This window comes from Pseudoclavibacter endophyticus (assembly GCF_008831085.1).
Lineage (GTDB): Bacteria > Actinomycetota > Actinomycetes > Actinomycetales > Microbacteriaceae > Pseudoclavibacter > Pseudoclavibacter endophyticus.
This window is the reverse complement of sequence record NZ_WBJY01000001.1, coordinates 1,668,225-1,689,111: the sequence shown is the minus strand read 5'-3', so window position 1 is coordinate 1,689,111 and position 20,887 is coordinate 1,668,225. Positions and strand designations below refer to the sequence as shown.

At 69.7% G+C, this 20,887-nt stretch carries 21 protein-coding genes and 4 tRNA genes; 10 read left to right on the top strand and 15 right to left on the bottom strand.

Features of this window, described 5'->3' with window-relative positions; genetic code table 11:
* Positions 1 to 71 precede the first annotated feature (71 nt).
* From thrS to F8O04_RS07550, 5 genes are all read right to left on the bottom strand, one after another.
* Positions 72 to 2,003 (bottom strand): threonine--tRNA ligase, encoded by a 1,932-nt coding sequence (gene thrS / locus F8O04_RS07570; protein WP_225734991.1) that lies wholly within the window; start codon positions 2,001 to 2,003, stop codon positions 72 to 74.
* Positions 2,004 to 2,279: 276 nt separating this feature from the next.
* Positions 2,280 to 2,654, bottom strand: coding sequence for a hypothetical protein (locus tag F8O04_RS07565; RefSeq protein WP_158028639.1), 375 nt, complete (start codon positions 2,652 to 2,654; stop codon positions 2,280 to 2,282).
* 190 nt (positions 2,655 to 2,844) lie between these two features.
* Positions 2,845 to 2,916: transfer RNA gene (locus tag F8O04_RS07560), tRNA-Val, on the bottom strand.
* A gap of 106 nt (positions 2,917 to 3,022) precedes the next feature.
* Positions 3,023 to 3,093: transfer RNA gene (locus F8O04_RS07555), tRNA-Cys, on the bottom strand.
* 102 nt (positions 3,094 to 3,195) lie between these two features.
* Positions 3,196 to 3,268 (bottom strand) — tRNA-Gly (locus F8O04_RS07550).
* Positions 3,269 to 3,600: 332 nt separating this feature from the next.
* On the opposite strand from F8O04_RS07550, the gene F8O04_RS07545 reads away from it, so the two are divergent.
* The 5 genes from F8O04_RS07545 (at position 3,601) to F8O04_RS07530 (ending at position 5,254) form a co-directional block, all read left to right on the top strand.
* A tRNA-Val gene (locus F8O04_RS07545) sits at positions 3,601 to 3,673 on the top strand.
* A 54-nt stretch (positions 3,674 to 3,727) separates the two neighbouring features.
* Positions 3,728 to 3,943: a UbiA prenyltransferase family protein gene (locus F8O04_RS07540; RefSeq protein WP_158028638.1), complete on the top strand. Its 216-nt coding sequence runs from the start codon at positions 3,728 to 3,730 to the stop codon at positions 3,941 to 3,943.
* Positions 3,940 to 4,137 (top strand): hypothetical protein, encoded by a 198-nt coding sequence (locus F8O04_RS14795; RefSeq protein ID WP_188726477.1) that lies wholly within the window; start codon positions 3,940 to 3,942, stop codon positions 4,135 to 4,137. The genes F8O04_RS07540 and F8O04_RS14795 overlap by 4 nt, the downstream gene beginning before the upstream one ends.
* Positions 4,134 to 4,562 (top strand): pyrimidine dimer DNA glycosylase/endonuclease V, encoded by a 429-nt coding sequence (locus F8O04_RS07535; RefSeq protein ID WP_158029152.1) that lies wholly within the window; start codon positions 4,134 to 4,136, stop codon positions 4,560 to 4,562. Before F8O04_RS14795 ends, F8O04_RS07535 begins: the two co-directional genes overlap by 4 nt.
* A gap of 263 nt (positions 4,563 to 4,825) precedes the next feature.
* Positions 4,826 to 5,254 carry an Hsp20/alpha crystallin family protein gene (locus tag F8O04_RS07530; protein ID WP_308420186.1) on the top strand — a complete coding sequence of 143 codons (429 nt, stop codon included), beginning with the start codon at positions 4,826 to 4,828 and terminating at the stop codon, positions 5,252 to 5,254.
* 124 nt (positions 5,255 to 5,378) lie between these two features.
* Here the strand turns inward: F8O04_RS07530 and F8O04_RS07525 are convergent, their stop codons facing one another.
* The 9 genes from F8O04_RS07525 to zapE all read right to left on the bottom strand — a co-directional run bounded on the left by F8O04_RS07525 (position 5,379) and on the right by zapE (position 15,113).
* Positions 5,379 to 6,551: a hydroxymethylglutaryl-CoA synthase gene (locus F8O04_RS07525; protein WP_158028637.1), complete on the bottom strand. Its 1,173-nt coding sequence runs from the start codon at positions 6,549 to 6,551 to the stop codon at positions 5,379 to 5,381.
* On the bottom strand, positions 6,548 to 7,600 hold the full coding sequence (locus F8O04_RS07520; protein ID WP_225734913.1) for a hydroxymethylglutaryl-CoA reductase: 1,053 nt from the start codon (positions 7,598 to 7,600) through the stop codon (positions 6,548 to 6,550). The genes F8O04_RS07525 and F8O04_RS07520 overlap by 4 nt, the downstream gene beginning before the upstream one ends.
* Positions 7,601 to 7,643: 43 nt before the next feature.
* Complete coding sequence (fni, locus tag F8O04_RS07515) at positions 7,644 to 8,726, bottom strand: type 2 isopentenyl-diphosphate Delta-isomerase (protein WP_158028635.1); 1,083 nt, start codon at positions 8,724 to 8,726, stop codon at positions 7,644 to 7,646.
* A complete protein-coding gene (locus F8O04_RS07510) occupies positions 8,716 to 9,825 on the bottom strand; it encodes a phosphomevalonate kinase (RefSeq protein ID WP_158028634.1) in 1,110 nt (369 codons plus the stop codon). The genes fni and F8O04_RS07510 overlap by 11 nt, the downstream gene beginning before the upstream one ends.
* Positions 9,822 to 10,850: a diphosphomevalonate decarboxylase gene (mvaD, locus tag F8O04_RS07505; protein WP_158028633.1), complete on the bottom strand. Its 1,029-nt coding sequence runs from the start codon at positions 10,848 to 10,850 to the stop codon at positions 9,822 to 9,824. Before mvaD ends, F8O04_RS07510 begins: the two co-directional genes overlap by 4 nt.
* A complete protein-coding gene (gene mvk, locus F8O04_RS07500) occupies positions 10,847 to 11,857 on the bottom strand; it encodes a mevalonate kinase (protein ID WP_158028632.1) in 1,011 nt (336 codons plus the stop codon). The genes mvaD and mvk overlap by 4 nt, the downstream gene beginning before the upstream one ends.
* A 189-nt stretch (positions 11,858 to 12,046) precedes the next feature.
* Positions 12,047 to 12,550, bottom strand: coding sequence for a DUF456 domain-containing protein (locus tag F8O04_RS07495; RefSeq protein ID WP_158028631.1), 504 nt, complete (start codon positions 12,548 to 12,550; stop codon positions 12,047 to 12,049).
* An 82-nt stretch (positions 12,551 to 12,632) separates the two neighbouring features.
* Positions 12,633 to 13,859, bottom strand: coding sequence for an ammonium transporter (locus F8O04_RS07490; protein ID WP_158028630.1), 1,227 nt, complete (start codon positions 13,857 to 13,859; stop codon positions 12,633 to 12,635).
* A 204-nt stretch (positions 13,860 to 14,063) separates the two neighbouring features.
* Positions 14,064 to 15,113, bottom strand: a complete 1,050-nt coding sequence (zapE, locus tag F8O04_RS07485; protein WP_158028629.1) for a cell division protein ZapE — start codon at positions 15,111 to 15,113, stop codon at positions 14,064 to 14,066.
* A gap of 239 nt (positions 15,114 to 15,352) precedes the next feature.
* On the opposite strand from zapE, the gene F8O04_RS07480 reads away from it, so the two are divergent.
* The 3 genes from F8O04_RS07480 to F8O04_RS07470 are packed head-to-tail and all read left to right on the top strand — an operon-like array spanning position 15,353 to position 17,558.
* A complete protein-coding gene (locus F8O04_RS07480; protein ID WP_158028628.1) occupies positions 15,353 to 16,264 on the top strand; it encodes a sulfurtransferase in 912 nt (303 codons plus the stop codon).
* Positions 16,261 to 16,782, top strand: a complete 522-nt coding sequence (locus F8O04_RS07475) for a SufE family protein (protein WP_225734912.1) — start codon at positions 16,261 to 16,263, stop codon at positions 16,780 to 16,782. The genes F8O04_RS07480 and F8O04_RS07475 overlap by 4 nt, the downstream gene beginning before the upstream one ends.
* Entirely contained in the window at positions 16,779 to 17,558 is a 780-nt protein-coding gene (locus F8O04_RS07470) for a dihydrofolate reductase family protein (RefSeq protein WP_158028627.1), read from the top strand. Before F8O04_RS07475 ends, F8O04_RS07470 begins: the two co-directional genes overlap by 4 nt.
* Here F8O04_RS07470 and F8O04_RS07465 read toward each other — a convergent pair.
* Positions 17,504 to 18,754 (bottom strand): alpha/beta hydrolase family protein, encoded by a 1,251-nt coding sequence (locus F8O04_RS07465; RefSeq protein ID WP_188726213.1) that lies wholly within the window; start codon positions 18,752 to 18,754, stop codon positions 17,504 to 17,506. The two genes, F8O04_RS07470 and F8O04_RS07465, sit on opposite strands and share 55 nt — an antisense overlap.
* A 113-nt stretch (positions 18,755 to 18,867) precedes the next feature.
* On the opposite strand from F8O04_RS07465, the gene F8O04_RS07460 reads away from it, so the two are divergent.
* Together F8O04_RS07460 and F8O04_RS07455 are read left to right on the top strand one after the other, a co-directional pair.
* Positions 18,868 to 19,452 (top strand): DUF3000 domain-containing protein, encoded by a 585-nt coding sequence (locus F8O04_RS07460; RefSeq protein WP_373285873.1) that lies wholly within the window; start codon positions 18,868 to 18,870, stop codon positions 19,450 to 19,452.
* 97 nt (positions 19,453 to 19,549) lie between these two features.
* Positions 19,550 to 20,782: a ribonuclease D gene (locus tag F8O04_RS07455; protein ID WP_225734990.1), complete on the top strand. Its 1,233-nt coding sequence runs from the start codon at positions 19,550 to 19,552 to the stop codon at positions 20,780 to 20,782.
* Positions 20,783 to 20,887 lie beyond the last annotated feature (105 nt).

The window sequence follows — 20,887 nt, the reverse complement described above, 5'->3', positions numbered from 1 at the left end:
GGTGCCGGCGGCCGCAGCAGCGCCGTCGGCGGCGGGGACGTCCGTCGCGCCCCGTTCGTCGCCCGTCAGCATCAGAGGTCGCTTTCGCCGTTCACGAGGTCGTGGCGCTTGATCGCGGCGAGGATGCGCGCGACCGCCTCATCGACGTCGACGCCGTTGCGCTGGGAGCCGTCGCGGAAGCGGAAGCTCACTGTGCCGGCGTCACGGTCCTGCTCCCCCGCGATGAGCATGATCGGGACCTTGGCAGTCGTATGGCTGCGGATCTTCTTGGGCATGCGGCCGTCGCCGTCATCGAGGTGCGCGCGGACGCCCTGTGCTTTGAGGGTGTCGATCACGTCGCCCAGGTACTCGACGTATTCGTCGGCGACGGGGATGCCGACCACCTGTTGCGGCGCGAGCCACACGGGGAACGCGCCGGCGTAGTGCTCGACGAGCACGCCGAAAAACCGCTCGATCGACCCGAACAGGGCGCGGTGGATCATGACGGGCCGCTTGCGAGTGCCGTCCGACGCCGCATACTCGAGGTCGAAGATCTCGGGAAAGTTGAAGTCGAGCTGAATCGTCGACATCTGCCAGGTGCGGCCGATCGCGTCGCGCGCCTGCACCGAGACCTTCGGGCCGTAGAACGCGGCGCCGCCCGGATCGGGGACGAGGACGAGGCCGGATGCCTCGGCCACCTCGCGGAGCGTGCGCGTCGCCTCCTCCCAGATGTCGTCGCCCCCGACGAACTTCTCGGGGTTCTTCGTCGACAGCTCGAGGTAGAAGTCGTCGAGACCGTAGTCGCGCAGGAGTGAGAGGACGAAGTCGAGCGTGGTCGTGAGCTCATCGCGCATTGACTCGTGCGTCGTGTAGATGTGCGCGTCGTCCTGGGTGAAGCCGCGCGCGCGGGTCAGTCCGTGGACAACGCCTGACTTCTCCATGCGGTAGACCGTGCCGAACTCGAACAGCCGCAGCGGCAGTTCGCGGTACGACCGCGCCCTGCTGCGGTAGATGAGCGTGTGCATGGGGCAGTTCATAGGCTTCAGGTAGTAGTCCTGCGCCGGCTTGGTGACGTTGCCCTCGGCGTCGCGCTCCTCGTCGATCTGCATGGGCGGGTACATGCCGTCGGCGTACCAGTCGAGGTGACCCGACGTCTCGAAGAGCTGGCCCTTCGTGATGTGCGGCGTGGTGACGAAGCTGTACCCCTCGGCGATGTGGCGCTTTCGCGAGTACTCCTCCATCTCGGTGCGGATAATGCCGCCATTCGGGTGGAAGACCGGCAGACCGGAGCCGATCTCGTCGGGAAAGCTGAAGAGGTCGAGCTCGCGACCGAGACGTCGGTGATCGCGCTTCTGGGCCTCCTCGACGCGGGCCTGGTAAGCGCGCAGCTCGTCCTTGGTCGGCCAGGCGGTGCCGTAGATGCGCTGCAGCATCGGATTGCGCTCGCTGCCGCGCCAGTACGCGCCCGAGGAACGGGTGAGCGCGAACCCGTTGCCGATGAGTCGCGTCGACGGAAGGTGCGGCCCGCGGCACAGGTCGCTCCAGTACCGCTCTCCCGTCTTGGGGTCGACGTTGTCGTAGATCGTCAGCTCGCCGGCTCCGACCTCGACATCCTCGCCGTTGCCGGCGTCATCAGCGTCGGCGCTCGAGCCCTTCAACCCGACGAGCTCGAGCTTGTACGGCTCGTTCGCGAGCTCGGCTCGTGCCTCGGTTTCGGTGACGACGCGTCGGGCGAAGCGCTGCCCCTGGCGCACGATTCGCGACGCCTCTTTCTCGATGGCCTTGAGGTCGTCGGGCGTGAATGGCTCCGCGACGTCGAAGTCGAAGTAGAAGCCGTCCTCGATGGGCGGACCGATCCCGAGCTTGGCCTCGGGGTTGATTCGCTGCACGGCCTGGGCGACGACGTGGCCGGTCGAGTGGCGCAGGATCTTCAAGCCGTCGGGCGAACCGATCTCGATCGGCTCGACCTCGTCGCCGTCGGCGAGTTCCCGAAACAGGTCCTGAGGCTCGCCGTTGACCCGCATGGCGATGATGCTGCGATCGCTGAAGAGGTCGAAGCCGGTCTGCCCGGTCGCCGCGACGATCGCCTCGGGCGTCGCCGTCACGCCGGCCGCGGGATTCGTCGTGTCGACGCGGCCGTCGTTCGAGTGTGACGGGGATGCGTGTGCGCTCAGCTGAGCGGCTTCGGCCATTCGAGGGCTCCTTCGGCGTGCGGTTCGCGCCATACCCGGGCGCGATGCGGACCAAGTTCCCAGTCTATCCGCCCGCGCGCCGCGCTGTCGCGCCAGGCCGAGCCGCGTCTACGCGGGCCGTGACGCCCGCCCGTCGTCACTCACGTTCCGGAACTCGCCGAGGTGCTCGGCGTCGGGAGCCTCATGGCCGGCGGCGGTATCGCCCGGGCTTCGTCGTGCGTGGTCGACGACGAACTCGATGGCCTTGAGCGCGACGAACAGCTTGTTATGGTGCCGCCCCTGCCATCGTTCGTCGAGCTGCTCGGCCCACTCGACCGCCTTCACCTTGATGGCGGTCTCGCGGCCGACGACCGCCTTCTCGAGACCGCCGCGCAGCTGATCGACACGCTGATTGACGGCGTGGGACTTCCGCCCCGACGTCGAGCCGTCGGGCGTGTGCCCGTGTGCGCCGTCGCGCGCGGTGCTGTCGGACTGCTGGGTCATGGCACCCTCCGCGGTTCCAAAGTGGCCGGGTCGTCGAGGCGCGCGGCCATCGCGCCGGGCAATCGTACGCCCGCTTCGCGATATATCGCGTGTGAGGATGCTGGGTGCCGACGGTGACCCGGTTGGTCACCGAGGTGCGAGACGACGCAGAAAAGCCCCCTGGCTTGTCCGCCAGGGGGCTTTCCATCCGTGCGCGATACTGGGATCGAACCAGTGACCTCTTCCGTGTCAGGGAAGCGCGCTACCGCTGCGCCAATCGCGCATACCTCCGCTGAACCGCCAGTTCTGCCGAACGCCGTCAGTAGAGATGTGCTCTGTGATGCTGTTGTCAGGTGCGTTACCGCAAGCTGCTCCCGAGGGAGCGGCCGAGGTGACGACGGGATTCGAACCCGTGTACGCGGCTTTGCAGGCCGCTGCCTCGCCTCTCGGCCACGTCACCGTGTGGGTTTTCATACCCGTGCTTCACGACTGAGCGGGACCGCTTGGCCTGCGTGCTTTCGCCGCAGTCAAACTGGTCCCGCTGCAGTGCATGTCACACTCGAGCGGATGACGAGACTCGAACTCGCGACCCTCACCTTGGCAAGGTGATGCGCTACCAACTGCGCTACATCCGCATGCTCCGACGTGGTCGGCGTTGCTCGGTTTCCCGGGCTTCGCATCCCTCGTTCAGCGCGTCATTGACTCTAACGGAAGTTCCACGGCTTCGCAAAACCACCCCGGCCGCGAGTACGCAAACCCCAGATCACCGTCGGGAAAATTGCTGTTCACACCGGTGTCATTCACCCGCTTCGCACCGTTCAATCACGCGACCACCCCGTGCGTTCACGTCTGCCATCCGGACACTGCCTCATCGACGGCGGTCAGTGCGACACGCACGGGCGAGCCGGACTCGCCCGCGCACCGATCGTGTGGCAAGATGATTCGTCGTTGCGCTTCACGCGCATCTGGGCGATTGGCGCAGCTGGTAGCGCGCTTCCTTCACACGGAAGAGGTCGTCGGTTCGAGCCCGGCATCGCCCACCCAAGCATTCTTACGGGAACACGACATCGAGAGATCGAGCGGGTTCCCGTTTGGTGTCTTTGCTTCCCCCGCTGCTGCTGTTCGCGTCGTGGCCCGGTCCGCTCGCCGTGCTCATCGCCCTTCCCGCTTCCTCAACTGCGCCCTCCTGGTGCGTGTCTGATGGGACCTCCGCCGTCACCAACCGTGCCTGGCGGCGCTTCGTCGCGCCGGACTTCTTCGCCAGTTTTCTCACTACGCTCCTGCTGATCATCGAATGGAGCAACGCATGACCGACCATTCCCACACGCCGCATTCTCGCGGCCGCCTGCGCGAGCACGATTCGGCGTTCAACGTCGCCTCCGGCGTGCTCGTGGATACCTTTGTGGTGCGAACCTTGGTCGTACCCGTGTTTTCCGACATTGGGTGCTCGATCCGGCGGCGGTCTTCGAAGCTGAGCCCGAGCCACACCGCGCACCCGCGATGAGGCTCTGGTCGTTGCATCCGCAGCACCTGGATCGGGCGGGCCTCGTCGCCGGATGGCGCGAAGCCCTGCTTGCCCAGGCGGTGCTCGCCGGGCGAACGAAGGGTTATCGGCATCACCCGCAGTTGGTGCGCTTCACGGCGACGCCCAAGCCCCTGGAGTCAATCGGGGCGTTCTTGTCCGGTCTTCGGGATGAAGCGGAGCTGCGCGGGTACCAATTCGACGCGAGCCGGATTCTCGAACCCGCCGCCGAGGTCGCACAGATCCCCGTTACGCAGGGTCAAATCACCTTCGAATGGCATCACCTGGGCAAAAAACTGATGCGTCGAAGTCCGGAGGATGCCCACCGCTGGGAGCACTCCGGCCCGTCCCCACACCCTCTCTTCATCGTCGTTTCCGGCGAGATGGAACGCTGGGAGCGACCATGAGTCGCTCACCAAGGATCGAATGGGCGCGACGCAGGGTGCCATGACATGGACGATCCCGCTTGTCGCCGGCGGTTGCCTGATCGTCCGTGGAGTTCCCGCTGATCACGGGATCCAGCGAACATTGAGTGCATCTCTATCAAGTTTTGAACCTTCGCGGCCTGCGGCGTCGCATAATGGAGCCACCTGCAAAGGAACCGAGTGGATGGGTGTCCCTCGGGTAATCGCGCCACACGCGGCGCTGACGGAGAAGGAGTGATTGAGAGTTGTCGAACACCATGCTGATGAACCCGTTCCGCGACATCGAGCGCTTGCTCTCTGACGCGGCGCGGCCTTCGGGGACCTTCGCGATGCCCATGGACGTCTTCCGTGACGGCGAGAACTTCGTCGTCAAGGTCGACCTGCCCGGTGTCGCCCCAGAGTCCATCGACGTCGACGTCGAGGACCGCACGCTGACCATCCGCGCGGAACGCCGCGACGAGGAGCAGCGTGAAGGGTTCGAGTGGCTCGTTCGCGAGCGCCCGGCGGGGAGCGTCGCCCGCCAGATGACGCTCGGCACGAGCCTCGCGACCGACCGCATCTCGGCGTCGTTCGAGGACGGCGTGCTTCGCGTCACCATTCCGGTTGCCGAAGAGGCGAAGCCGCGGAAGATCAGCATCGAACGCGGCGGAAGCAGAACGCAGCTCACGAGCTAGCACGGTCCGCGCGGTGGCTGACGCCGCGGAGCGCTCGTGCGCTGTGGGCGGCCGACTCACCCGGGGCTCGAGGTCGGTGACCTCGAGCCCCGTTTCGTCGGCGCGGGGCGGCTCCGCCCGGGCCCTAGGCGGTGCGCTCGTACTGCCGCGCGCGGCCGCGAAGACCGGCGAAGCGGAACGGCCCCGTCGTCACGCGCGGCGTCTCGACGTCCCCGTCGTCGGTGCCGATCGCGGCGTGGAGCGAACGATACGTCGCGACGTCGATGCGCGTGCGAGCATCCATCGCCGCGGCCGCCCGGGCCGGGTCGAGCGTCGCCCGGTACCCTGGCTGCACGATGCCGGTGAAGAGCTCGCTGACCGCGCCGGATCCGTAGCTGAAGAAGCCGAGGCGGGCGCCCTCGAGGCCGCGCGCGGCACCCCGTCCCTCATCGAGGTCCAGCAGCGCGGCGAGTGCGCCGTAGATGGACGCCGTGTAGGTGTTCCCGATGCGCCGGTTGTAGGCGAAGCTCGACTCGAGCGTTGACTCGTCGAGGGGCGCTCCCGTGACCTTTGCGAGGTGGCGGTGCCCCTTGCGGGCCATCTTCGTGAACGGCTGGTGGTAGAGGAACCGTTCGATCTCGCCGATCGGCGCGCCGCCGCGCGCGGCGAAGTCGCTCCACGCCTGATGCAGGGCGTCGAGGTACGCGGTGACCGACAGTGCGCCGTCGACGACCGCGGTCGTCGAACCGTTCGGCCGCCAGAAATCGTCGACGTCGGTCGTGCTGACCCCGGAGACGGGCTCGATGGCGACGAGCGCAGGGTCGGTGCTCACGAGGAACGCGACGGCACCGGCCCCCTGCGTCGGCTCCCCCGACGAATCGAGCTCGTAGCGGGCGATATCGCTCGCGATCACGAGCACGCGCTCGTCGGGGTTGCGGGCGATCATGCCGGCGGCCATCTGGAGGGCCGCCGTCGCGCTGTAGCAGGCCTGCTTGAGCTCGACGACGCGCACGGTCGGCGAGAGTCCGAGCAGACGGTGTACGAACACGCCCGCCGACTTCGACTGGTCGACGCCCGTCTCGGTAGCGAAGAGCAGCGTGCGGATGCCGCCGGTTCCGTTGCGTTCGAGGATGGGCGCCGCGGCCTCCGCCGCCATGGTGACGATGTCCTCGTCCGGTGCAGCAACGCTCATCTCGTCCTGCCCGAGGCCGATGCGGTACTTGTTGGGGTCGATGCCGGCATGCTCGGCGAGGTCGCCGAGGTCGAGCACGTGGTGCGCGGTGGCGAGTTGGATGTCGTGAATGCCGATCTCAGTCATGCCTGCTCCTTCTGGGCTCGCTCGAGCTGCACGTGGGCGCGCATGAGCTCGCCGGGGTTCGTCTGCGCGGCGAGCAACGAGAGCTCGCCGCAGAGCACCGTCGCCGCGATGAGGCCCGCGAGCCGTCGCGCGTTCTCGCCCGGTTCGCGCGGCTCGCGGCAGCCGAGCCGCTCGAGTGCGGCCTCGACGCCGGTGAGGTGCTTGCCGTTGCCGACCGTTCCGACGATGAGGTGCGGCAGCTGGCATGAGAAGTACAGATCGCCGTCGCGGTTCTCGGCGTAGGTTATGCCCTGCGAGCCCTCGACGATGTTGGCCGCGTCCTGCCCCGTCGCGAGGTAGAAGGCGAGCAGCATGTTCGCGTAGTGGGCGTTGCCAGAGCGCAGCGCCCCCGCGATGGTCGACCCCACGAGGTTCTTGCGCACGACGAGGTCGCACATGCGCGCTGCGGTCGTGCGCAGCTGCTGCTCGACGAGTTCGCGCGGGATGAGGATGTCGGCGACGGCGCTGCGGCCGCGGCCCAAGATGCCGTTGACCGCCGTCGCTTTCTTGTCGGAGCAGTAGTTGCCGGAGATCGAGCCGTACTCGAGTCCCGACTCCCACGAGCGCACCAGCGCGATGAGCGCGTCCGCGGCGTTCGTCACCATGTTGTGGCCCGACGCGTCGCCCGTCGCGAACGCGAAGCGGATGAACAGCAGGTTGCCGACGATCTCGCTGTGCACCTCGAGCAGCCGGGCGTAGGAGCTTTGCGCGGAGACGGCTGCGGCGAGCTCGTCCTGGCGTTCCCTGATGCGCTGCGCGGCCGCGTGAGCCTGTGCGGCGTTGGTCGCGGTCAGGATGACCGAGCGCGTCATGCGCTCATCGACGACCGTGACCTGGATGCCTCCCTCGACGAGGCGGGAGATGCGCGCGCCGCGGCCGACCGATGGCCACAGCGGCGTCTCGTACGTCGCGAGGGGCACGCGCACCTCGTCGTCGACGGCGTTCCCGCTCACGCGGATCGGGCCGACCCAGCTGGTCGGGATCGGGGTGACCTCGGTTGCGCTCAACATGGTCATACCTCCAGGTCGCTTCGTGCGTTCCGTTTCACAACTCTCACCGCGCGCTCGGTGCGTCGGGCGCCCGGCGGCGGGTGGGGTCGATCCCCCGCAGCTCGCAGAACTCGCGCACGCGTCCGCGCACGAGCACGTCGTGCGACGCGAGCTCGGCGACAGTCTCGGCGCCGAGCATCGCGAGCAGCTGAGCGAGCTGGGTGCGCCATGCGCCGATCACCTGAACGGCACGGGTCTCGCTCTGCATCGCCGCGCGAAGGAAGACGCCGGCGACGCCGACCGCGTCGGCCCCCAGCGCGAGCGCGCGGACGGCGTCCAGCGGCGTGCGAACCCCGCCGGAGGCGAGCAGGGCCGGCAGCACGCCCCGGCCCTCGAGCAAGCACTCGACCGCCGACTGGCCATACCCGGCGAGATAGGCGAAGTCACCGGTATCGCGGCGGTCGTTCTCGATGCGCGCGAAGTCGGTGCCGCCCCGCCCGGCGACATCCGCGACGCGCACGCCGAGGTCGCGCAGCCGGTGCAGCGTTCGCCGGCTGAGCCCAAACCCGACCTCCTTCACGAACACCGGAACGGGCGACGCGGCGACGATCGCCTCGATGAGCGGGGCCCAACCCGAGAAGTCGCGCGCGCCCTCCGGCATGACCGTCTCCTGCACGGCGTTGAGGTGCACCTGCAGCGCATCCGCCTCGAGGAGTTCGATGGCTCGCAGCGCCTCGTCGGCGCTGCGCCCGGCGCCGAGGTTGGCGATGACGATGCCGTCGGGGTTTTCGTCGCGGAGCACCCGGAAGGTCCGCGCCGTTTCGGGGTCGTCGAGGGCGACGCCGACTGATCCAGATGCCACGGGCATGCCGTGCTCGCGCGCCGCGACGGCGAGGGCGCGGTTGATGCGCTCCGAGCCGGCCGACCCCCCGGTCATGCCGTTGATGAAGAGCGGAACGGGCCAGCGCCAGCCGTCGATGCTGGTGTCGAGGCACACGCGCTCCGCGTTCACGCCGTCGAGCGCGTGGTGCACGAGCTCGACGTCGTCGAAGTCGTTGGCGGCCGCGGGCGACTGCGACGAGGCGAGCTCGATGTGCTCGTCCTTGCGGCGTGAGGCCTGTGACGGCCCCTGGCGGTCAGCGCTCATGCTGGTCTTTCTCCGTCGGGTGCACGGTGAGCTCGAGCGGCCGGATGCCCGCGGCGCGCCACGCGTCGTGCATCGCGTCGGCGTCGACGTGGCCCGGTGCCAGCACGATGCCGCAGTCGCCCCCGCCGGCGCCCGAGGGTTTGCCCGCCGCTCCGCCGCGCTCGGCGCTGTCGCAGAGTCTCCGCAGCGTCGGCGTCTCGATCTCGATTCCGGTCGCGTCGCCGAGCGCCTGCAGCAGGCGGCGGGCCCGGCGGATCGCGTCGAGCGCGACGGCGGGCGAGCCGCTCGGCGTCAGGTTATCGACGAGATCCGCGACGCAGCTCGCGCTCTCGGCCAGGAAGGTCTCGTAGTCCGGGCCGCGGCGGTGGGCGCGTCCCCCGGCGCCACCACGCACGCCTCTCACCAACCGCTCCGTGGAGGCTGGCGAGCCCGTCCAGCCGACGAGCAGCCTCAGGCCGGCCGGGGGCTCGAGCGACGCGACGTCGAATCCCTGCCAGGCTTCGGCATCCGAGAGCGTCGCCGCGATGCCGTGCTGATCGACGTGCGATGCGAGCCGGGAACGGTCGGGGGCCGAGTACCGGATCCACCCGCCGTAGGTGCTGGCGGCGAGATCGCCGCCGGATGCGCCCGGCGCGATCGTGATCGTCGCCAGCAGCGCGAGCTGGAAACGCTCGGTGCGGCTGAGCGACATGCCGTAGAGCTCATCGAGCGCCGCGACGACGGCGACCGTGACGGCGGCCGACGATCCGAGCCCGAACTTGCGGCCGTCGGCGTCGTCGAGCTCGCTGGAGATATGCAGGTCGAAGTAGTGCCCGGGAATCCCGCGTTCGACCCGCAGGCGGTCGACCGTCGCGATGGCGCTCATGACGTAGTCGGCGGGTTGGTGCTCGATGACGATGCGATCCCCGTCGGGGTCGCGCGACCACACGAGCGGCAACCGCCCGTATTCGGACGAGTGCACGCGGCCTTCGTCCTCACTCGGCGTCACGCCGACGGTGATGTACCGGTCGACGGCGACGAGCACCGAGGGCTGCGCCGGCTCGACGACCGCGTACTCGCCGGCAACGAAGAGCTTGCCGGGTGCGCGGGTCTCGATCACGCGGTGCCTCCGGCCGGTTCGACCAACGCGGCACCGGGCCCGGGACCTGCGATGGTGGTCTCGCCGAGGTGCGCGAGCGCGTCCGCGACGGCCTCGGCGTCGGCGGGGCGCGCCAGCGCGACGACGTTGGGGCCCGCGTCGGCGGTTGCGTACGCCTCGAGTCCCTCCGCGCGCAAGCGGCGCACTTCGTCGAACGCCGCGACGCTCGTGGGGGCGAGATACTGGATCGGTGGGTCGGCCGACTGGATCACGGCGTGCATTCGCAGGGCGTTCGTCTCGGTGATGCGGCCGATCCGTGTGAAGTCGCCGTCGCGGCAGGCGACCAGCATCGCCTCGAGCGCCTGGGCCGTGTCGGAGATCCAGGCAGCGTGGAACGGCGACGTGAGCGCCGTTCGGCGCATGGCCTCGCGGCTTGAGACGGCCTTCATCGCCCGGTCGATCGTCACGATCACCATGCTGAGCGGCGGCGCGTCGACGGGCTCCGCGAACGACGACCCGTCGTCTTCGCCCGCATGCCACACGGCGACGCCGGGCACGATCGATCGCGCGGCCGATCCAGAGCCTCGGCGGGCGAGGCGGCTGAGCGCGAGCCGGTCGGCGTCGAGACGGTAAGCCGCCGCGGCGCTCACGGCCAGAGCCGCGAACCCCGACGCCGAGCTCGCAAGGCCCGCGCCCGTCGGGGCAGCGTTCGTGGAGCGCACGACCGCGCGCGCCGTCGTCCCGGCGCGTTCGCGGACGAGATCGAGAAAGCGCGTCACGCGACCGGTCTGCTCCTCGCTCGCGGGCGCGCCGTCGAGCTCGAACCGGTCACGATCGGCGCCGGGATCAACCGTCACGGTGGTCTCGGTCGGGAAGACGTCGAGGGTGAGCGAGAGGCTTCCGGCTGCCGGCAGCATGAGCCGTTCGTCGCGCTTGCCCCAGTACTTCACGAGCGCGATGTTCGGGTAGGCGCGCGCGGTCGCCGATGCGTTCGAGGTCTGGGCGCGCTCATCGCCCGCTCCTGCCGATGGCGCCACCGTCGTCATTCCGCCTCCTGATTCGAGCTTGCGCCCACGGTCGTCGTCCAGACCCTCGCCGCCCCGGCGGCGACGAGCGCCGACGCGAGCGGCGGTGCGTCCTCACGGGAGGGGGCGAGCGCCAGCACGCAGCCGCCCCGTCCTCCCCCGGTGAGCTTCGCACCGAGGGCGCCGGCGGCGGTGGCGGCGACCACGAGCGCGTCGAGCTCGTGGCTCGAGACGTCGATGCGGACGAGCAGGGCGTGCGCCTCGTTCATCCGGTCACCTAGCGCATCCGCGCGCCCGTCGACCAGATCGGCGGCGGCCTCGTCGGCAAGCGTTGCGAGCCGCCGGATGACCGCGTCGATCCCGGCCCGGTCGGCCTCGCGGCGCGCGCGGACCGAGGCGACCGCCTCACGGGTCGAGCCGCGCACGCCGGTGTCGGCGACCACGAACGTCAAGGGCGACGCGACGCCGGCCGGCTCGGCGCGCCCCCGGTCGAAGCGGATCGGCGTCGGCGCGACGACGGCGCGCGCGTCGAGCCCGCTCGGCGCGCCGTGCGCGACCCGCTCGGCGCGCTGGATGAGTTCGTGGCGCGTGTCCTCGTCCGGCGCGGCACCGACTGCGTCGGCGACCGCCGTGACGATGGCGGCGGCGGTTGCGGCGCTGGAGCCCAGTCCCCGTTCGTACGGAATGTCGCTGTGCAGGGTCAGTTCGAACGGGCCGGCACCGGGTGCGAGGACGGCGCGGGCGGCGCGAACAGCCTCGACGATGGGCGCGAAGCGCGCGGGGGCGCCGTCGACGGCGCCCTCGTAGAGATCGCTCGCGATGCGGGCCTCTGGTGCGGCACGGATGCTCGCCGTCGCGTTCATCTCCAGGAGCGGGAGCGCGATCGCCGGTCCCTCGTACACGATCGAGTGCTCGCCGAGCAGGATCGCCTTGCCGTGCCCGCGTCCCGTTCCCGTCGATCCCTCACGGAGTGACGACGGACGAGCGCGCGCGGTGGCGTTCCGGTGGTCGTGTCGCTGAGACGTCATGCCTGTTTCCTCCCGGACACCGCGCACGGCGGGCGCCGGGATTGCTCGTGGGGCGCGCACCTCATCCGGACCGTGGCCAGGGCGTTGCGCAACCAGGACAGCCTAATCCACGCGCGCGGGGTGTTGCCGCTCCGCGTGGACGCGACACGTGGCGGCCGCGGCATGCCCGCGAACGCCGGCGCGGCGTCGTCACGCCCCGGTCGCGAAATGCACGAGGATCGAGATCGCGAGGACCATGAACGCGAAGAAGGCGCACGCGAGCTCGATCAGCATGCCGAGCCCGAGCGACTTCATCGCGACCCACGACGTGTCGAGCGCCTGCTTCCAGTCACCGAGCCGGAAGTACTCGGCGACGACGAGGCCGACGATGAATCCGATGGGGAGCCCGAGCAGCGGGATGACGAAGAGACCGACGATGCCGGCCCCCGCAGCGACGAGCACGGGCCAGTTCGGGATCTTGCGCTTGTCGAGCCCGCGCTTGGCCAGCACCCAGCCGCTGATCATGCCGATGAGCACGGGAACCCCGCCGATCGCGAAGGCCGCCCAGGCCCATCCGGAGCCTCCCCAGATCGCCCACACGAGCAGCCCGATCAGCACGGTGATGGAGCCGGGCAGGACCGGGAGGATGATGCCGAGCACGCCGACGATCGCGAGGATGCCGGCGACGATCGCGGCGATGACATCGGGGGCCATTCCTCCAGGCTAGCTGGACGAATGGCCCCCGATGCTGAGGCGGCGGACGCACGGGTTCCGCGAGCGCGTTATGGACGCGTGGTCACCGCGCCAGCGCGTACCCGGTTTCGCCGTGCACGACCACGTCGACGCCCGCCACCTCGTCTTCATGCCGGATGCGGAATCCGACGGTCTTCTGGATCACCGACGCGACGACGAACGACACAACGAAGGAGTAGACGAGCACCGCGACCGAGGCGATTACCTGGACCAGAAGCTGGCTCGCGTCGCCGCCCGTGAAGAGGCCGGTCTCGAAGGCGAACAGGCCAGGGAAGATCGAGCCGATGAGGCCGCCGACGAGGTGCAGGCCCACGACGTCGAGCGAGTCGTCGAAGCCGAGCTTGAACTTCAGCTCGACAGCGAGGCAGCACAGCACGCCGGAGACGAAACCGAGCAGGAGGGCCCAGCCGGGGGTCAGTACCGCGCAGGCCGGCGTGATAGCGACCAGGCCGGCGATGGCGCCCGACGCGGCGCCGATCGACGTGGGACGACCGTTGCGGATGCGTTCGATGAGGATCCAGCCGAGGATGCCGGCGGCGGGGGCGGCCATCGTGTTGATGAAGATGAGCCCCGGCACGCCCTCGATGAGGTTGGCCGTGCCTTCCGCGCCGACGTTGAACCCGAACCAGCCGAACCAGAGCAGGGCGGTCCCGATGAGCACGAGCGGGACGTTGTGCGGCTTGAGGATTCCCTTCTCGAAGCCGTGGCGACGGCCGAGCACGATGGCCAGCGCGAGTGCTGCGGCGCCGGCGTTGATGTGCACCGCGGTCCCGCCGGCGTAGTCGATGACCTCGATGCCCTCGAAGCCCATCGCCTCGCCGAGCTGCATGATCCAGCCGCCGCCCCAGACCCAGGCGGCAACGGGGAAATACACGAGCGTCGCGAACACGCCGGCGAAGATCATCCAGGAGCTGAACTTCGCGCGGTCGGCGATCGCGCCGGAGACCAGAGCCGTCGTGATGATGGCGAAGGTCGCGCCGAAGGCCGAGCCGGCGAGGCCCTCGTTGTCGTCGACGAGGCTCGTCATCGCGAAGTCCTCGAATGGGTTCCCCGCGAACTGGAAGAACGACTCGCCCGAGACGGCCGACATGCTGTGGCCGTAGAGGATCCACAGGACGATTACGAGCCCCATCGAACCGAAGCTCAGCATCATCATCGAGATGACGCTCTTCTCCTTGACCATGCCGCCGTAGAAGAACGCGAGACCGGGCGTCATCAAGAGCACGAGAGCTGCGCTGATCAGCAGCCAGGCCATTCCACCAGTATCCATCGTGAGTCCTTTCGTGACCCGCGGTGCCACTGGTTCGGTGGCGGTGTCGTGACGCGGGTCCGCTGTCAAGGAGTCAACGGCGCTGCGGTGTCATCCGCGCTGCGGTCGGGTTTCGAACGTGTTTCGATGCAGGCGAGCGCGTTACGTCTGTGTTTCGACGGCGGGCGCGACTCGGTTTCGACGACGGGCGCGACTCGGTTTGGACTACGGGCGCGACTCGGCGGCGGCGGCCGTCGAGGCGATGAGACGCGAGACGCAGCGCAGGTACTTCTTGCGGTAGCCGCCCTCGAGCATCCCGCCACCGAAGATCTCATCGAGCGCCGTGCCCGACGCCGTCACCGGCACCTGTGCGTCATAGATGCGGTCGATGAACGCGACGAAGCGAAGGGCATCGGCCTGGTCGGTGAGTTCGTAGACGTCGTCCAGGGCGAGCGCGTCGATGCCGGCGACGAGGCGGACGTACTTGGAAGGATGTACGCGGGCCAGGTGGCGGATGAGGGTGCCGAAGTGGTCGTGCGCCACGATCTGACCGGCCGACACGCGGGCGTCGACCTCGCGCTCGAGCGCGCTCGGCGGCGTGACCTCGGCGTGCCCCGCGATCGTGCGACGCCGGTAGTCGGTGCCATCGATGCGGATGGTCTGGAAGACGTCGGCGAGCTTCGTGATCTCACGGAGGAAGTCCTGCGCCGCGAACCGCCCCTCGCCGAGAGCGTTCGGCGGGGTGTTGCTCGTTGCGGCGACGTTGGTTCCCGTTTCGACCAGCTCGCCGAGCAGTTTTGACATCATCATGGTGTCGCCGGGGTCGTCGAGCTCGAACTCGTCGATCGCGATGAGCTTCGTTCCGCGGAGCGTGCGAACGGTCTCGCTGAATCCGAGCGCGCCGATGAGCGCGGTGTACTCGATGAACGTGCCGAAGTACTTGCGGCCTGGATACGCGTGCCAGATCGAGGCGAGCAGGTGGGTCTTGCCGACCCCGAAGCCGCCGTCGAGGTAGAGCCCCGGCTTGACGGCGGGCTGCGGCTTGAACCGGTCGAAGAAGGATCGACCGCCCGTGGCCGCGGCGGCGACCTTCTGCCCGCTGAACCGCTGTGCGGCGAGGAGTGCCTCGGCCTGCGACGGGTACTCGTCGTCGGGCCGGTACGTCTCGAAACGGGCCTCATTGAACTGCCGCGGTGGCACGAGCGCGCGCACCATCTCGTCGGCCGACACCTCAGGCACGCGTTCGGACAGGTGAACGATGCGACCGTTGCTCATGCACTTCCTTCGCGTTGTCGCCGGCGGACGCCGGCTGCGGCCCGGCCGGCTGATCGAGGCGATCTCAGCGACGGGCGATCGGGCGACAACAGCGTAGTCGGATCGGGAAGGATGCAGTGTCGGCGGGTGTTTCTAAGATGGGTGAGGTCGCGCAACCCGCGTGGCCGCCGCTGAGACATGCGGTTGCCGACCCCGCCGCCGCCCGCGGCGTCGGCGCATCAGACACCGAAGGAGCAGCCATGCCCGTCGACATCGACCGCGATCCCCGCTTCGCCGAGTACGCGCATCCCGAGCGACTCGTCTCGACCGAGTGGGTGGCGAAGCACCTGGGCGAGGACGGGCTCGTGATCATCGAGTCCGACGAAGACGTGCTGCTGTACGAGGTCGGTCACATCCCGGGCGCCGTCAAGCTCGATTGGCACGTCGACCTGAACGATCCGGTCACGCGCGACTTCGTCGACGGCGCGGGGTGGGCCAAGCTCATGAGCGAACGCGGCATCTCTCGCGACGACACGCTCGTCATCTACGGCGACAAGAACAACTGGTGGGCGGCGTACGCGCTGTGGATCGCCACGCTCTTCGGGCACGAAGACGTGCGGCTCATGGACGGCGGCCGCGACGCGTGGATCGCTGAAGGCCGAGAGCTCACGACCGAGGCGACGCGGCGTCCTCCCACCGACTATCCCGTTGTCGTGCGCGATGACGCCACCTTCCGGGCGTTCCGCGACGACGTCGTCGCGCATCTCGGCAAGCCGCTCGTCGACGTGCGCAGCCCCGAGGAGTACTCGGGCGAGCGCGCCACGGCGCCCGCGTACCCGGACGAGGGGGCGCTTCGCGCGGGACACATCCCGTCGGCCGCCTCTGTCCCGTGGAGTAAGGCCGTCGGCGAGGATGGGCGCTTCAAGCCGCGCGCAGAGCTCGAGTCGATCTACTTCGGCAGCCCCGAGGCCGGTGGCGCGGGCGTCGACCCCGACGGGCCGGTGATCGCGTACTGCCGGATCGGCGAACGCTCCAGCCACACCTGGTTCGCCCTGCATCACCTGCTCGGCATCGAGAGCGCCCGCAACTACGACGGGTCGTGGACCGAGTGGGGCAGTCTCGTCGGGGCCCCGGTCGTCAAGGGTTCCGCCCGCGGTGAGGTTCCCGCGTGACCGGCGCGAACGAGACCGGCGTCGCGGGGGGCCGTGACCGGCTGCCCGCGCCGCTTGCCGAGATCCGCGGTGAGTTTCACGACCTTCCCGCGTCGGAGCGGCTGACGTTGCTGCTCGAATTCGCCGGCGAGCTGCCGGATCTGCCGTCCCGCTACGCCGATCATCCCGACCTGCTCGAGCGCGTCCTCGAGTGCCAGTCGCCCGTGTTCCTGTTCGTCGAGGTCGACGATCGCGACGAGGTGCGGATGTTCGCGTCGGCCCCCGAGGAGGCCCCGACGACGCGGGGTTTCGCGTCGATCCTGCAGCAGGGCACCGAGGGCATCGGCGTCGACGAGCTGTTCGCGATCGACAGCGATATGCCCTTCGGCCTCGGACTCACCGAGCTCGTCTCGCCGCTTCGTCTGCGCGGCATGGTCGGCATGCTCGAACGGGCCAAGCGCCAGGCGCGGCTGCGGCTCGATGAGCGGGCGGCGGCGGCCGCCGGTGCGGCTTCGGCCCCGCCCGGAGACGAGTCGTGACGTTGCCGATGCCGGCGCCCCGGGAGTTCCGCCTGCTCTGGAGCGACGGTCGCGTCGCCCCGCCCATCACGCCCGGGTCGGTGATCGACGTCGGCACTGACGAGGCGCTCGCCGAGCTTGATCGCCTCTACGCCCCGCCCCCGGGGCCATGGGTGCGCATGAACATGCTCGGCACCCTCAACGCCCGCGCGGCCGGGCCGGACGGGACGAGCGACTCGATCTCGAACCGCGCCGACCGAGCGATTCTGCGACGCATCCGGCTCGCAAGCGACGCGATCATCGTGGGCGCCGAGACCGTCCGGCAGGAAGTGCACATGGCGACCGGCCCGCGGCGACTCGTCGTCGTGACCAACAGCGGCGATCTCACAGGCCACCACATCAGCCCGGCGATCGCCGAACAGCGCGTCACGGTGGTGTGCCCGCGAAGCGCCGCCCCGACCGTCGCGCGCACCATGCCGGGAGCGTCCATGCATCATCCGACCGGCGAGCGCTTCGGCGTCGACGCGGTCGTCGAGTGGTGTCGCTCACACGGCCTCGACCGGCTGGTCGTGGAGGGCGGTTCCGGCCTCATCGCCCAGTTCCTCGACGCGGAGGCCATCGACGAGGTGTGCCTGACACAGGCGCCCGTCTTCGGCGATCCGGACTCGCCGGGGCTTCCCGGCTCGACGGCGCCGCGCCGATACCGGCGCGCCCTCCTCGCGGCCGACGACCTCGGATTCGTCTACTCGCGGCTCGTGGCCGAAACCGCTGACGCCTCCTCGACCGAGGTGAACTGACGCACCCACTGGCGCCACGCCCGCTCCCACCGGGGGGCGTCGACGTTCCAATTGCGCACGTGGAGCGCCTCGTCGAACTGCTCGTACGTGACCAGGTCGGGCCGGGCGCGGGCCAGGCGGGCACTGGGGTGGTACGGCACAACGGTGTCGCCCGTCGAGTGGAACAGCAGCACCGGCACGCGCAGATCGCCCGCCCGCCGCGTCAGCTCCATCGCGTCGATCGGGATGGGCGCGGCGGTTCGCACCAGGAGCGGCGCGAGCGGCGAGGCCAGGAGCCACGTGGTGAATCGGATGACCCACCACGGCAGCTTCAGCCGGCGCCCCTGCAGCGCGAGCGTCGCGCGCCAGCTCACGACTGGCGACTCCAGCACGACGCCGATCACCCTGTCGCGGTGCGCCGACGCGAAAAGTGCCTGCATCACGGTCGCCCCGCCCATCGACCAGCCGACGAGCAACAGGCGCTCCGCGCCACGAGAAAGCGCGAACGCCATGGCCGCTTCGACGTCGCGCCATTCCGTCGCGCCGAGACCGAACTTCCCGTCGGGCGACCGGGGTGCGCCGAGATCGTTTCGATACGAGATCACGAGCGAAGTCCAGCCCTCGTCATGCAGGAGCCGCACCGACCGCAGCGGTTCGGTCAGCACGGCGCCTCGCCCGTGCACATGGATCGCCCAGTCACGCGAACCTGGAGCCTCGAACAGCCATGCCGGAGCGTCGCCGAGCTCGGTTGGCACGCGACGTTCACCCCAGGGAACCCCGACGTCGTCGATCGAGCGTTCGGGCGCAGAGGCGACGCGCACGAACTGCTGCTCCTCGAGGGCGGCGCCCGTCTCGTCGGAGTAGCGGCGGGTGACGGTGCGCTCGTTCTCCGAGACGATCTCACCGAGACGGCAGCTGCCGCGGCCGGCCGCATACACCAGGGTGTAGTTCCCGGCAGCTGCCGATTCCGTCGTGCGCGCCAGGGTCACGGTGCTCGCGGCCGGATCGATGGCGTGCAGACGCACAGGGTCGCGACGCTGATCCGGCGGCGTTACGACGGCTCGTCCGACGAGGACGCCGACCGTGCTGCCCACGGCGGCGATGGTGGACATCACGACGGTGGCCGCCAGCGACAGTCCGGCAGCGGCGCGCGCGACCTCGGCCCCCCACGTCGCCGTGCGATCGCGCCGTCCGGTGCTGCGTCGAAATCCGGGCATGAACGTACCGTCCTCGTCGAAGTCGATGCGGTGCTCGGTGCGTCGCCGCACACGCGGCGTGCCGCCCCCGGGAGGGCACCCGACGAGCATAGTCTCGACGCGTGGTAGTGAGCCTGCATGTCCCGCCCGGAGCCTTCGAGGCCGCGGCCGATTCGGTGCGCGGGGCCACCTATAGGTCCGAGGTCCGCGTGCACGAGATCCGCTCCCCCGCCGGACTGGCGCCGAATTCGATCGCGTTCGCGGGCGATGTCGACCCCATGGCCGACGAAGGCGACTCCGAGGTCGGAACCGGACGGTTCATCCTGTTGCACGACCCCGACGAGCCCGACGCGTGGCACAGCGACTTCCGCGTCGTCACGTTCGCGCAAGCGCCGCTGGAACCCGAGATCGGCGTCGACCCGTTCGTCTCGGAGGTGGCGTGGGCATGGCTGGTCGACGCCCTCGCCGCGCGTGGCGCCGACTACACGCACGCATCCGGCACGGCGACCATCATCAATTCACGAGGGTTCGGTGAGCTCGAATCGCAGGGCGTCGGCGCGCAGATCGAGATCCGCGCCTCGTGGACCCCGCGCGACACGGCGTTCGCGGCGCATGCCGAAGCCTGGGGAGACCTGCTCTGCCTGCTGGCAGGGCTGCCACCGGTCGAAACCGACGACGTCGCCGTGCTTCGCCCGCGCCGGGGACCCCGTGGCAGCTGAGCCGTTGACCCCCTGGACGTCCTCCGGGCCCGAGCCTTCGGGCGCGGAGCATCCCGCCGCCGAGCACCCCGCGGGCGAACGGCCGGCCGTCGACCGACTGGCCGTCGTCGACACCGGACCGTTGCTCGAGCACGCGATTCGGCGCCTCGGCCAGGGCATTGGTCCCGTTGCGGTCGATGCCGAGCGCGCGAGCGGGTTCCGGTACTCCGACCGCGCCTATCTCGTGCAGTTCTACCGGAGGGGCGCCGGCACGTTCCTGATCGACCCGATCCCCTTCGGCTCGCTCGGCGACCTCGGCGACGTCATCGGCGACGAAGAGTGGGTCTTCCACGCCGCGACGCAGGACCTTCCCTGCCTGCGCGAGATCGACCTCGACCCGGAACGCATCTTCGACACCGAGCTCGGCGCCCGGCTGCTCGGCATGGAGCGCGTCGGTCTCGGCGCCGTCGTCGAAGAGCTCCTCGGGGTGCACCTCGCCAAGGCGCACTCCGCAGCCGACTGGTCGAAGCGGCCACTCCCCCGCGATTGGCTCGAGTACGCCGCCCTCGATGTCGAGCTCCTGCTCGATGTCCGAGACATCATGGCGGAGCTCCTCGACGAGGCGGGCAAGGCGCGCATCGCCGAGGAGGAATTCGACTCGATCCTCACCCGCGAACTACAGCAGAAGCGCGAAGAGCCATGGCGTCGCCTGACGGGTCTCTCGAAGCTGAAGACGCCGCGACAGCTGGCGGTCGCACGCGAGTTATGGCACGCCCGCGATGAGTACGCGAGGCAAACCGATCGTGCTCCGGGGCGCATCGTCCCCGACCGGGCGCTCGCGGCGGCGGCGCTGGCGATGCCTTCATCCATGGGCGCGCTGCAGGCGCTACGCGAGTTCACGGGCCGCGAGTCGCGGTCGCAGCTTCCGCGGTGGTGGGCCGCGATCGAACGTGGGCGCGCGACCGACGAGCTGCCGTCCCGTCGCGTCTCGAGCGGCAACGGGATGCCATCGCATCGCACGTGGTCGCAACGCGACCCCGACGCCGACCTGCGCCTCAAATCGGTGCGCGCCGAACTCGCCGAACTCGCTGAGGTGCTCCACATGCCGGTCGAGAACGTGTTGACGCCCGACACGCTGCGCCGGGTCTGCTGGTCGCCGCCGGCGGATCCCACGCCCGAGAGCGTCGGCGCGATACTCCGCGAGTACGGCGCGCGCCCGTGGCAGGTACAGGCCACGGCTGCCGTCATCGCCGCCGCGCTCCGCGACGCGCCGGCACTCGCGGCGACGGGCTCGCAGGAGGCGGAAACGGCGGAGCGCGCGGCCGGTTCTCCGACGTCCTCCGCTGAGTGACGGCGCACCGCCTTCGGCGATGGGCCGATGCGGCTTGTGGAAGGTGTCCAAGCGAACCGGGCCGCACCCGCGCCTCGTTCGTGATCCCATGACGGCCATGCGTCA

What these genes read in the sequence shown, in the direction of transcription:
- F8O04_RS07495 (WP_158028631.1), bottom strand. Translation starts at nt 12,550, where the DNA reads ATGGCCCCCGATGTCATCGCCGCGATCGTCGCCGGCATCCTCGCGATC.
- F8O04_RS07520 (WP_225734913.1), bottom strand. Translation starts at nt 7,600, where the DNA reads ATGTTGAGCGCAACCGAGGTCACCCCGATCCCGACCAGCTGGGTCGGC.
- F8O04_RS14795 (WP_188726477.1), top strand. Translation starts at nt 3,940, where the DNA reads ATGACCGACCATTCCCACACGCCGCATTCTCGCGGCCGCCTGCGCGAG.
- fni (WP_158028635.1), bottom strand. Translation starts at nt 8,726, where the DNA reads ATGAGCGCTGACCGCCAGGGGCCGTCACAGGCCTCACGCCGCAAGGAC.
- F8O04_RS07490 (WP_158028630.1), bottom strand. Translation starts at nt 13,859, where the DNA reads ATGGATACTGGTGGAATGGCCTGGCTGCTGATCAGCGCAGCTCTCGTG.
- mvk (WP_158028632.1), bottom strand. Translation starts at nt 11,857, where the DNA reads ATGACGTCTCAGCGACACGACCACCGGAACGCCACCGCGCGCGCTCGT.
- zapE (WP_158028629.1), bottom strand. Translation starts at nt 15,113, where the DNA reads ATGAGCAACGGTCGCATCGTTCACCTGTCCGAACGCGTGCCTGAGGTG.
- F8O04_RS07480 (WP_158028628.1), top strand. Translation starts at nt 15,353, where the DNA reads ATGCCCGTCGACATCGACCGCGATCCCCGCTTCGCCGAGTACGCGCAT.
- F8O04_RS07525 (WP_158028637.1), bottom strand. Translation starts at nt 6,551, where the DNA reads ATGACTGAGATCGGCATTCACGACATCCAACTCGCCACCGCGCACCAC.
- F8O04_RS07565 (WP_158028639.1), bottom strand. Translation starts at nt 2,654, where the DNA reads ATGACCCAGCAGTCCGACAGCACCGCGCGCGACGGCGCACACGGGCAC.
- thrS (WP_225734991.1), bottom strand. Translation starts at nt 2,003, where the DNA reads ATGCGGGTCAACGGCGAGCCTCAGGACCTGTTTCGGGAACTCGCCGAC.
- mvaD (WP_158028633.1), bottom strand. Translation starts at nt 10,850, where the DNA reads ATGACGACGGTGGCGCCATCGGCAGGAGCGGGCGATGAGCGCGCCCAG.
- F8O04_RS07465 (WP_188726213.1), bottom strand. Translation starts at nt 18,754, where the DNA reads ATGCCCGGATTTCGACGCAGCACCGGACGGCGCGATCGCACGGCGACG.
- F8O04_RS07535 (WP_158029152.1), top strand. Translation starts at nt 4,134, where the DNA reads ATGAGGCTCTGGTCGTTGCATCCGCAGCACCTGGATCGGGCGGGCCTC.